This is a genomic window from uncultured Metabacillus sp., assembly GCF_947503125.1.
Taxonomy (GTDB): domain Bacteria; phylum Bacillota; class Bacilli; order Bacillales; family Bacillaceae; genus Metabacillus.
In genome coordinates this window covers 136809-148165 of sequence record NZ_CANNCR010000008.1, presented here as the reverse complement: position 1 = coordinate 148165, position 11357 = coordinate 136809, and the positions used below count along the sequence as shown (strand labels likewise).

Here is an 11357-nt window from a genome sequence, read left to right as displayed (position 1 = left end):
TTCCGGCCAATAATTCCGTCAGATTATGGACAAAGTATTTCATCAATTTCTTGTCATTATAGAGCGTCAGTAACACTTAGAAAAAGAAATGAAAATTATTGACATCGACAAGGTGAAATCAGGCCACATTAGACAGTATATTTAGTACTTACGTGAAAGAGGTAAGTATACTGTCGTTTCAAGTGAGAAGTCTAAGCAAATAAATCATCCTGATCATAGACATGACTTTAATAAACCAATCAGTGATACTACTGTTGCGAAATACTTAAGAAACATTAAAGTATTCTTCAATTTTTTAGAGTCTGAACGAGAAATTAAGATTAATCCAGTTGCCAATATTGAAAACATTAAGCAAAAAAAACAAAAAGCATTACTTTCAGTCGATGAATTAAAGAAAGTTTTAAACACATTTGACTTAACAGTTTTTCATTCCTGCAGGTCATAGGTACAAACAAGGCTTATTCTTGATACGGGAATTTGTCCGGTGAAAGTTGTGATTTATGTCCTGAGAATATTGATTTCAAAAATAAATCTATCTTAATTGAAAACCCTAAGAATAATCAACAAAGGTACGTTTATTTCGGATATAAGATGTCTAATGAGTTGAAACGGTGGCTTCAATATAGGAATAGGTATTCAGATAGTTAGTATTTATTTCCCACTATTTGAGGTACCAGGTTAGGAATTATGAAAGGATTTACGTGAGGCAGGTAAGAAAGTGGGAGTTAGTATTCATCCCCATCAGTTAAGGAATAACTTCATTAATTATTACTTAGTTGAAGGAAATGGAGACTTTGCAACTTTAAGTAGAATTTTAGGTCACAGCTCTGTTGATGTAACCATGAAAGCATATCTGGATTTTACTGGTCAAGAAATAGGACGTAAATATCAAAAGCATTCACCATTAAATAACCTAGACATTTAAATGGAGGTATATATGACTAATCTAGATCCGGAATGGGTGGAATTAATTCAAGAGGCAATCCAACAAGGTCTAGACATCGAAGAAATAAAGTCATTTTTAGAAACTTATTCAACTACAAACAACTCAAACTGAGGGGCTTTAACATGCAGGTTAAGATTGGAAGTGATAATGAACAACTTCAAAAAGAATTTATGAAATTACAATTGCAAAGTATTCAATTACAACTTTAACACACAAGTTGGTGAGAAGAACTTTGTTTCCATTATTGAAAAAGGTGTGAAAATTATTATATAGGGTGCAAGTAGTTTGCTAGTTGTAGGACAGTAAACTATTTCGGGGAAATAAGAAATATTCTTGCACCCCAAGTTATAATTATACTTAATTGTAAAATTTTATACAGTTACTAAGTTACTATTAATATTTTACTCCTTTAAATTTAATGAGTTTTGTTTGAGTCTTATCATCAGATTTCACTCTTCGTGTTACTTGTTTAAAAGCATCTGTCATTCCTTTGGCGTTAATAATAAGATCACGTTCCACGTTGTTGGTGTTGATAATAAAAACGTATTGTTTCAAATAATACACCCCTTCTGTATTTTTTAACTATATAATTTAGGTTTAAAAAATGCATTTTATTCCACATGGCTGATCTATTTAAAAATTAAATAATAATACCCAACACGATGGTCAGGTATTTATGATTATTGTTTAGCACAAGTCCAAGTTATTCATAAGAGGGCTTTATACACGCTTAAATTTCAAGGAGAGTTACTTGAGCCGCAGTTGATCTTATGGGGACAAAAAATAAAGAGTGAAATTAATCACTCTCAAGAAACTTTCCAATTATACAAGTCCTCTATAGTACAATTTAATTCTTTAGAAATAGTCATAGCGTTGTTAAGGCTCATAACTTTCTTATCTAAATAATCTTGAAGTAGTTCTTTTGGAATATTTGTGTTAGCAGCAAGAATGTCTAGATTAGTGTTGTTTTTTGCTAAAAGTGCATTTAAATTGCTTTTCTTAGCTTTATATGCGGTCAAATCGACACCTCTCTTCTATCCTTAAGCATAACACATTATATGATAAAATTGGAAATTATTCATTAAAATAATGGTTTTATTTAAATTTCATAGTTGAAAATTGAAGCATACGGAAGAATTAGTGAGAAAATAAAAGTTCTGACAATTTGATATTTTAGCAAAAAATAAATCTAAAAAAAGCTCAATATGATGAGAAACTTCCGAATGGAAACGCCTAAACCCTTGGGATAGTAAACGTGAAGGCACTTTTTAGATAATATTCTACAAAAAGGGAATTTAAAAAACGTGGACAATTGCTACCTGTTATAACCCTTGATAAATCCACTCTTCATCGAGTTAAGGATGATTAAGAAAGCAGCTTTTGTAAATCAAACACTTGATATTAATGCATTTGTGATTGAAATTAGATAATGTTCTATAAAGGAAGAAAAAACACATAAAAAATATACCAAATTCCCTAGATTGAAAATGCTGAAGTATTGATACATAAGGATTTATATCACTTTATTTGGTAACGTAATGGTATAGGAATAAACGTAAATTTTTTTAGTCAATTATTATTGATATAAGTTGGTGATCATATGAGTAAAGATGAATACAAAGCAGCAATTAAAGAATCTGGTTTTTATGAAGAAACACATAGCAAAAGTAATTTGTAGTAATCAATCACATTTAGTCGCTGGCTTAAAATAATAAAGAGGGTAGTGTTATTTCGGAGGATCAGATTGCAAAGTTTTCGGCAGTTTGCACTATTTGAATAGCATGATTGACTAATTATTTGTTCAAAACTCAAAATAGATTGAGGGATAAGGACATAAAGTACTATCCCCATTTGATAAGCTGGCCTGAACGGCTGAGCCCGCCCCCAAATCCGTAAAATAAAAGATAATCACCTTCCTTTATTTTTCCTTCTTTGATTCCTAAATCGACTGCTAACGGTATGGAAGCAGCAGAGGTATTCCCATAATATTCTAAGCTTGTTAGCGTTTTTTCAATAGGATAACTGCTTTTTTCGCAGATGGATTCAATCATCCGCAAGTTTGCGCTATGAGGGATAAACCAATCAACATCTTGTAAAGAAAACTCAACTTTGTCAACAACTGCTTTCATTCCTGATGGAACGGAAGTAACGGCCCATTTATATACTTCACGTCCATTTTGGACAAGCTGCCTCTTATGCTCCAGCTCATGGCCAAACATTTTGTCAGATAAATAAGTCCCGTATAAATTATGTGCCTTTTCACCTTCTGAAACAACATGTGAGGATAGAAAGCTTCCGTTCTGGTCGTATTCGACAAGCATAGCGCCTGCACCGTCGCCAAATAAAATGCATGTTGTACGATCGGTAAAATCCGTTATCTTGGATAATGTTTCAGCACCGATCACAAGGATTTTTTTATGAAGACCAGCAGTAATTAACCCATTTGCAAGATGCAGGCCATAGGTAAATCCTGCACAGGCTGCATTAATATCAATCGCTCCCGCTTGTTTTAATCCTAACCTTCCTTGAATATAAGAGGCTGTACTAGGGGTTTGATAGTCAGGTGAGAGTGTGCACACAACAATCATATCAACATCATGAATACCCTTATCATAACGTTCCATTAGATTTTCAATCGCTTTAATACTTAGGTCGCTAGTGAATTCATTCTCTGATGCAAATCTTCGCTCTTTAATGCCTGTACGCCTGATAATCCATTCATCGTTTGTATCAACCATTTTTTCAAGATCGAAATTTGTTACAACGTTATCTGGAACATAAGAACCGATAGCGGTTATACGTGCTTTTGACATCATGTTAGATCACCTCATTTTTTATAAGTTAATCATAACACTAATTTCTAGTACCTGCTACTAAAAGTTTGTTTTTGTCAATTTTTATTTATACAAAGGATAAATCCGCATCATTATTGAATATTAAAAATGACAACAAAAAAGAAAGACTTGTAATCGAGTCTTTCTTTGGACTTTGTGTATGTAGGTAACGGACGCCTTGTCAATTAATGATCTTTTTTTGAATCTTCTTTGCTGTTTAATTCTGCAAGTTTTGCTAATAGGATATGCTGTGGCATATGCATAATTTGTTCAAGCGGAACATTAAGTGACTTTGCGAGTTTTTGTGCTGTTTCAGCTGATATCTGTAATGGTTTCATAATTGGTTTCCCTCCTCCCATATATTTTACACGAAATGAAGGTGATAACAAGATGACATTAATCTTTGGCCATAGAGGTTCGGCAGGAAACTATCCTGAAAATACAATGTGTTCGTTCATTGCAGCAAGTGCAGCTGGTGCTGATGGGATTGAATTGGATGTTCAAATGACAAAAGATGGGGAGCTAGTAGTCATCCATGACGAAACAGTTGATCGAACAACGAATGGCACAGGCTATGTAAAGGATTTAACTTATGAAGAGATTTCTCAGTTAGATGCAAGCTTCAAATTTACTCAATTCAAAGACTCCGCATCTGTTCCGATTCTGAATGAGGTGCTTGAATGGGCAAAACAACAAGACCAATTGCTAATAAATATTGAATTGAAAAATGGAATCATTGACTATCCGGGAATAGAAGAAAAAACAATTGAGCTTGTTCGTAATCATCACTTTGAAAAACAAGTGATTATTTCATCGTTTAATCATTATAGTTTGGTTAAATGTAAAGAAATCTCACCGGAAATTGAAACAGCCGTCCTGTATATGGAAGGTTTATTTAAACCATGGGCCTATGCAGCAAATATAGGGGCAAAAGGCTTACATCCGTATTACCAGGCTGTGAAAAAAGAAATTATTTTACAATCACAAAATTATGGTGTTGCTGTCAGACCTTTTACTGTTAACGAACCAGCATTTATGGAAAAACTAATCAATGAAAATTGCACGGCATTTTTTACCGATTTTCCGGAACTAGCAGTAAAAGTGAAAACTGAAAATACTTCTTTGTAAAAAGAGGAGTCTGACTAAAACGAAAAGGTCAGGCTCCTTAAAACAATTTAGAATCCGGTAAAGATTTCATGTTCTTAAGGGTACTGACCTCTTTTAATAATAGAAAAAGCCGCACTTTTATTTTACACGTTAAGAAAGCATAAATTTGCAGCGCAGATGAGAATTCGACGTAGTGGCAAATTTTAAGAATTAAGTATAGGCAGTCGCACTGCCCCTAAGGCTTGGCGCCAGCCAAGTTTTCTTTATAATATCAGAATTTATATATTTTCTTAACATAGCTTGCGTTTCTGAATCTAGCTCCAGGCGCCATCGGCTCGAGGTCATAAGTCAAACAGGAATTGAAGGTAAAGTACACCTTCTATTCCTGTTCGCCTTATGCTTGTCGCCGATAGGCAGGCGCCTTGCGCTTTTTTTATCTTTTAGAAAATCGTTTCTGCACCTTATTCCGTTTTCGATCACGGTAAAAGATAAACCCAGCAACAAAGCTTAGTCCACCAAGGAATAAGATAAGACCTAATATAAACTGCAAAAATAAATTTGGTATAGGCGGCTGTAAAATGCCAAACGTCATATCACGCATAAGCTTAATGCCATATGCTGCTAGTGCTCCGGGAATAACCATAATAATAAGTGCAATTATTCTAGACATAAAGATTTAAGTCCTTTCTTGTTCTGATTACATTTTCATTCTCACATGAATGTTTGTCAAGTCCCAATCTTTAGGCTATGATATAAGTGTGCAATTTTTTGCATACGATATTTTTCAATGTTTATTTTTTAGAAACTAAGTTTACTTACCATAAATAGGTGCTTCAATCGTGACAAAAAGGGGATAGGTTTATGCAACGTGTAATGATCGTCGGAGCTGGTAAAGGTGGAACAGCTTTGTTAAAGAGAATAGTCGAAACAAATTTAATGGAAGTAGCGGCCATTGTTGATAAAAATGTACAGGCACCAGGAATAAAGTTAGCTAAAAAACTTGGCATTGAAACAACGACACACTGGTTGCCGGTGATAAAGAAGAACATAAACATTATCATTGAGGCAACCGGAAATAACGAGGTTATGAAGAGTCTCCAAAAGGACAAGGAACCCGGCATGGTGATAATTCCTGGAGCTGTAGCCCATCTTATTTCAGAATTAGTAGAAGAAAAAGAAGTATTAATTGCAAAACTAAAAGAGGAAACGTATAAGCAGCAAACAATCTTTAATTCTACAAATGATGGCATGATTGTTATTGATATAAATGAAAAAATCATCTTGTTTAATAAAACAGCTGAGAAAATTACCGGATTCCCGCGTACAAAAGCAATTGGACGGAATATCAAAGATGTCATTCCCTCAAGTAAATTGCCTAGAACGCTTACGACGCGTGAGGTCGAAACAAATCAAGAACAAGTCCTAGAAAATGGCTTGAAAATTATTACGACGCGTATTCCTATGATTGATGAATCAGGTAATCTTTTAGGAGCATTAGCTCTTTTTAAAGATATTACCGAGGTTGTAAATTTAGCAGAGGAAGTGACGAATTTAAAGGAAATTCAGGTGCTGCTGGAATCAATTATCCAATCTTCTGAGGAGGCCATTTCTGTCGTTGATGAAGAAGGTCGCGGGATTTTGATCAATCGCGCCTATACAAAATTGACGGGTTTGTCAGAAGAACAGGTATTAGGAAAGCCGGCAACCGCTGATATATCTGAGGGTGAAAGTATGCATATGAAGGTGCTACAAACAAGACGTGCGGTGCGTGGCGTAAGGATGAAAGTTGGGCCTGCCAAGCGCGATGTTATTGTTAATGTTGCACCGGTAATTGTGGACGGAAAGCTAAAGGGAAGTGTCGGGGTTATTCAGGATGTCTCTGAAATTCAAAAGCTTACAACCGAATTAAATCGTGCAAGACAAATTATTCGTACATTGGAGGCTAAGTATACTTTTGAGGATATTATCGGGGTAAGCGAGGAAATGAAAATGGCGATTGAGCAGGCGAAGTTAGGCGCGAAAACACCTGCAACTGTGCTTCTTAGAGGTGAATCCGGTACAGGGAAGGAGCTTTTTGCCCACGCGATACATAATGCAAGTGACAGAAAGTATAACAAATTTATTCGTGTGAATTGTGCAGCTATATCTGAAAGCCTATTGGAAAGTGAACTTTTTGGTTATGAAGAGGGAGCTTTTTCAGGAGCGAAACGTGGCGGGAAGAGAGGTTTTTTTGAAGAAGCTAATAATGGAAGCATTTTCTTGGATGAAATAGGTGAATTATCAGCCAATATGCAAGCAAAGCTTCTCAGAGTGCTTCAGGAAAATGAAATTGTAAAGGTTGGCGGAACAAAGCCATTGCCGGTTAATGTGCGTGTGATTGCTGCAACAAATGTAAATATTGAAAAGGCTCTGGCAGAAGGAAGCTTTCGTGAGGATCTTTATTATCGTTTAAATCGTTATCCAATCTCCATACCGCCATTAAGAGACCGAAAAGAAGATATTCCTGCATTATGTGTCCGTTTAATTAGCAAGTTGAATCAGGATTATGGACGGAATATTGATACAATTACACAACATGCTCTGGAGCTTCTTCATCAATATAATTGGCCGGGTAATGTCAGAGAATTAGAAAATGTGCTAGGCAGAGCTATCATTTTTATGGATCATCATGAAACAATGATTGAAGCAACGCATATTCCTCAGCTTCAAGTACCGCTAATAGAAAGAAAAGTACAAGAAAATGGACCATTTGTCCATAATAATGATGAAACGCTGGCAGATGCTGTTGAGCGGGTTGAAGCTGAAGTAATCAAGCAATCATTAGAAAAGCATGAGTACAACCGGACCCAAACGGCAAAGGCTCTAGGAATTTCATTAAGAAGCCTGTACTATAAAATGGAAAAGTATAACCTTGCAAATAATAGCATGCAATAATGTACATAGTTTGCAAAATAGTGCATGTTCGTTATATGATAAAAGGGTATGATGTGTCATTCATTTTATTGTGAGTGAAAAATACATACCCGATAAAAGAAATACCGTGGATTTACGTACAGGTACATAGGGATTTACATATATACATGCATTTTTTTACACGAATTAAGGCTGTTGGCACACTTCTTGCTGGATAGTTGGTAATAGCAGATGAATACATCTTGGAAGGAAATGGGTATAAATGAAGTTAGAAAATCTGCTGAATAGAGCAGCTGAAATAAGAGGGAAGGTCGTAGCGGTTGCTTCTGCAGAGGATGAAGAGGTTATAGAAGCTGTATCTGAAGCGATTAAACGTAATCTCGCTCGATTTATGCTCTTTGGTAAAAAAGAAGCAATTGTGGATCTCCTCATTTCAAAAGGCATTGGTAAAGATTCTATTGAAATCATTCAAGCAAGAAACAAGGAGCAAGCAGCTGAACTGGCTGTAAGGGCCGTTCATCACAATGAGGCTTCTGTGCTAATGAAGGGTAATCTTCCAACATCAATCTTGCTAAAAGCTGTATTAAATAAGGAATATGGTCTTCGCACGGGCAGAATATTGTCCCATGTGGCCATTTTCGAAGTTCCGGGATTTACAAAATTTGTCTTTATAACTGATGCTGCAATGAATATTGCGCCTGATTTAATGCAAAAGGAGCAGATTGTTGTTAATGCTGTTGAGATTGCCAAAGCAATTGACATTGAAATCCCAAAGGTTGCTGCCCTTGCCGCAGTGGAGGTTGTAAACCCTGCGATGCAGGCATCAATCGACGCTGCTTCCTTAACATTGATGAATATGAGAGGACAAATAAAGGATTGTGTAATTGACGGACCTTTAGCGCTTGATAATGCGATTTCACTTGACGCTGCGAGACATAAAGGGATTAAAAGTGAGGTAGCAGGACAAGCTGATATACTGCTCGTGCCTACGATTGAGGTAGGAAATGCCTTGTATAAATCGTTGGTTTATTTTGCAAAAGCCAGAGTTGGAGCGGTCATTGCTGGAGCGAAAGCACCAATTGTGTTAACAAGTCGCACGGACTCATCCGAAAGTAAGCTCTATTCCTTAGCATTAGCGATTTGTTCATCTGAAAAGTAAACCATTAGGAGGAAAACAACATCATGGAAATATTCCAATATATGGAGAATTACGATTATGAGCAATTGGTATTTTGTCAGGATAAACAATCAGGACTGAAAGCAATCATCGCGATCCATGATACTACGTTAGGGCCAGCCTTAGGTGGCACACGTATGTGGACATATGATACAGAAGAAGAGGCAATCGAAGATGCTTTGCGTTTGGCTCGCGGTATGACTTATAAAAATGCAGCAGCAGGTTTAAATCTTGGAGGTGGAAAAACGGTTATTATTGGTGATCCCCGAAAAGATAAAAATGAAGAGATGTTCCGGGCGTTTGGCCGCTATATTCAAGGGTTAAATGGTCGCTATATTACCGCAGAAGATGTCGGAACAACAGTTGCGGACATGGATTTAATTCATGAGGAGACCGACTATGTAACAGGTATTTCCCCTGCTTTTGGATCGTCTGGAAATCCTTCACCTGTTACGGCATTTGGCGTTTATCGAGGAATGAAGGCTGCAGCAAAAGAGGCGTTCGGAACAGATTCGCTTGAGGGAAAGGTTGTTGCAGTACAAGGTGTTGGCAATGTAGCATACAATTTGTGTAAACATTTGCATGAAGAGGGCGCACAGCTAATTGTAACTGACATCAATAAAGAAGCAGTGAGACGTGCTATAGAGGATTTTGGCGTAAAAGCGGTCGAACCAAATGATATTTATAGTGTTGAGTGTGATATTTATGCTCCATGTGCGCTTGGTGCGACGATCAATGATGTGACCATCCCGCAATTAAAAGCAAGGGTTATTGCTGGTGCAGCGAATAACCAATTAAAAGATGCTAAACATGGTGATATCATTCATGAAATGGGTATTGTTTATGCTCCAGATTATGTCATTAATGCAGGCGGTGTCATTAATGTCGCTGATGAACTTTATGGATATAACAGTGAACGTGCACTGAAAAAGGTTGAAGGCATTTATAATAACATATCTCGAGTTATTGACATTGCGAAGCGTGATGATATTCCGACTTATAAAGCAGCTGACCGTCTTGCAGAAGAACGAATTGCACGAATGAGAAATTCTCGCAGTCAATTTTTACAAAATGGACATCATATTTTGAGTCGTCGCTAATAATTGATTGACCGTTGGGGTTAGGAGTCATGCTTTCTCTTAACTCCAATTTTCACTTTATATACATCAAGATCAACTTCCCTTTCACATCCAAAAGAACGAACTGTGAATAATTTTTTAGATGACGGAGGTTTAAACGTTGCAAGTGAATGAATATCGAATTCTAGTTCTTAACCCTGGGTCAACATCGACGAAAATAGGTGTTTTTGATAACGAGCGTTCTATTTTTGAAAAAACACTGCGGCATGATGTTCAAAAGCTTCAAACATATCCAACGATTATTGATCAATATGACTTCCGTAAACAGGCCATTTTGGAAACTCTTCATGAAGAAGGAATCAATATTTCAAAAATCAATGCTGTTTGTGGACGTGGAGGTCTGCTTCGTCCAATTGAGGGGGGGACGTATATAGTTAATGAGCAAATGCTCGAAGATTTAAGGATCGGTTATGCTGGTCAGCATGCATCAAACCTTGGTGGGATAATTGCTTATGAAATTGCGAGCGGGCTTAATATACCTGCATTTATTGTTGATCCGGTTGTAGTGGATGAAATGGATGAAATTGCAAAAATCTCAGGAATGCCTGCTATTGAGAGAAGAAGCATTTTTCATGCATTAAACCAAAAAGCAGTTGCCCGGCGTGTTGCTTCTGATTTCAATAAGAAATATGAAGACATGAACCTGATCATTACACATATGGGCGGCGGGATTACTGTTGGCGTTCATAAGAGAGGCAGAGTTGTGGATGTAAATAATGGCTTGCATGGTGACGGGCCATTTAGTCCTGAACGTGCTGGAACAGTTCCGGCAGGAGACCTTATTTCTTTGTGTTACTCTGGAGAATATTATCGCGAGGAAATGATGAAGAAAATTGTCGGGCAAGGCGGTCTTGTCGGCTATTTAGGAACAAATGATGCTGTCAAGGTGGAAAAAATGGTTGAAGCTGGTGATCAAAAGGCTTCCCTTATATATTCAGCAATGGCATATCAAATTGCAAAAGAAATCGGCTCTGCTAGTGCGGTATTAAAAGGTAAAGTCGATGCCATCGTGTTAACAGGAGGATTAGCCTATGGAAAAAAATTCGTAAAAGAAATTTCCTCCTATATAGATTGGATTGCAGACGTTCTAGTATTTCCAGGTGAAAATGAGCTGCAGGCACTCGCTGAAGGAGCATTACGTGTGTTAACAAATGAAGAAAAAGCGAAGCAATATCCGAATTCAAAACAATTAATTGCAACAAAAACAAACAATTAACTTGCCACCAAGAGGATTTGTTTTA

Annotated in this window: 11 protein-coding genes and 1 pseudogene; 7 read left to right on the top strand and 5 right to left on the bottom strand. The window is 36.7% G+C overall.

The genetic code is table 11. The annotated features are described in order from the left end of the window. Nucleotides 1-73 precede the first annotated feature (73 nt). Together Q1B07_RS08805 and Q1B07_RS08800 are read left to right on the top strand one after the other, a co-directional pair. A pseudogene (locus Q1B07_RS08805) lies at nt 74-925 on the top strand (tyrosine-type recombinase/integrase); the annotation flags it as partial. A gap of 12 nt (nt 926-937) precedes the next feature. Continuing rightward, nucleotides 938-1057 carry an anti-repressor SinI family protein gene (locus tag Q1B07_RS08800; RefSeq protein WP_299088094.1) on the top strand — a complete coding sequence of 40 codons (120 nt, stop codon included), beginning with the start codon at nt 938-940 and terminating at the stop codon, nt 1055-1057. Between the two features lie 282 nt (nt 1058-1339). Here Q1B07_RS08800 and Q1B07_RS08795 read toward each other — a convergent pair whose 3' ends face one another. From Q1B07_RS08795 to Q1B07_RS08780, 4 genes are all read right to left on the bottom strand, one after another. Next, complete coding sequence (locus Q1B07_RS08795) at nt 1340-1501, bottom strand: hypothetical protein (protein WP_299088096.1); 162 nt, start codon at nt 1499-1501, stop codon at nt 1340-1342. Between the two features lie 251 nt (nt 1502-1752). Beyond that, nucleotides 1753-1965 carry a helix-turn-helix domain-containing protein gene (locus tag Q1B07_RS08790; protein WP_299088098.1) on the bottom strand — a complete coding sequence of 71 codons (213 nt, stop codon included), beginning with the start codon at nt 1963-1965 and terminating at the stop codon, nt 1753-1755. An 822-nt stretch (nt 1966-2787) separates the two neighbouring features. Then, on the bottom strand, nt 2788-3762 hold the full coding sequence (locus Q1B07_RS08785) for a ketoacyl-ACP synthase III (RefSeq protein WP_299088099.1): 975 nt from the start codon (nt 3760-3762) through the stop codon (nt 2788-2790). Between the two features lie 203 nt (nt 3763-3965). Beyond that, nucleotides 3966-4118, bottom strand: coding sequence for a YycC family protein (locus Q1B07_RS08780; RefSeq protein WP_299088101.1), 153 nt, complete (start codon nt 4116-4118; stop codon nt 3966-3968). 52 nt (nt 4119-4170) lie between these two features. Here Q1B07_RS08780 and Q1B07_RS08775 point away from each other — a divergent pair, with 52 nt between their 5' ends. Beyond that, nucleotides 4171-4908: a glycerophosphodiester phosphodiesterase gene (locus Q1B07_RS08775; protein WP_299088102.1), complete on the top strand. Its 738-nt coding sequence runs from the start codon at nt 4171-4173 to the stop codon at nt 4906-4908. Between the two features lie 412 nt (nt 4909-5320). Here Q1B07_RS08775 and Q1B07_RS08770 read toward each other — a convergent pair whose 3' ends face one another. Next, the gene (locus Q1B07_RS08770; RefSeq protein ID WP_299088104.1) at nt 5321-5557 is read right to left on the bottom strand and encodes a DUF2627 domain-containing protein; all 237 of its coding nucleotides are present in this window, start codon (nt 5555-5557) and stop codon (nt 5321-5323) included. Nucleotides 5558-5748: 191 nt separating this feature from the next. On the opposite strand from Q1B07_RS08770, the gene Q1B07_RS08765 reads away from it, so the two are divergent. From Q1B07_RS08765 to buk, 4 genes are all read left to right on the top strand, one after another. Beyond that, nucleotides 5749-7821, top strand: coding sequence for a sigma 54-interacting transcriptional regulator (locus tag Q1B07_RS08765; RefSeq protein WP_299088105.1), 2073 nt, complete (start codon nt 5749-5751; stop codon nt 7819-7821). Nucleotides 7822-8062: 241 nt separating this feature from the next. Continuing rightward, nucleotides 8063-8959 (top strand): phosphate butyryltransferase, encoded by an 897-nt coding sequence (gene yqiS, locus Q1B07_RS08760; RefSeq protein ID WP_299088107.1) that lies wholly within the window; start codon nt 8063-8065, stop codon nt 8957-8959. A 23-nt stretch (nt 8960-8982) separates the two neighbouring features. Beyond that, entirely contained in the window at nt 8983-10077 is a 1095-nt protein-coding gene (gene bcd / locus Q1B07_RS08755) for a branched-chain amino acid dehydrogenase (RefSeq protein WP_299088109.1), read from the top strand. A 139-nt stretch (nt 10078-10216) separates the two neighbouring features. Continuing rightward, nucleotides 10217-11332 (top strand): butyrate kinase, encoded by a 1116-nt coding sequence (gene buk / locus Q1B07_RS08750; protein WP_299088110.1) that lies wholly within the window; start codon nt 10217-10219, stop codon nt 11330-11332. Nucleotides 11333-11357 lie beyond the last annotated feature (25 nt).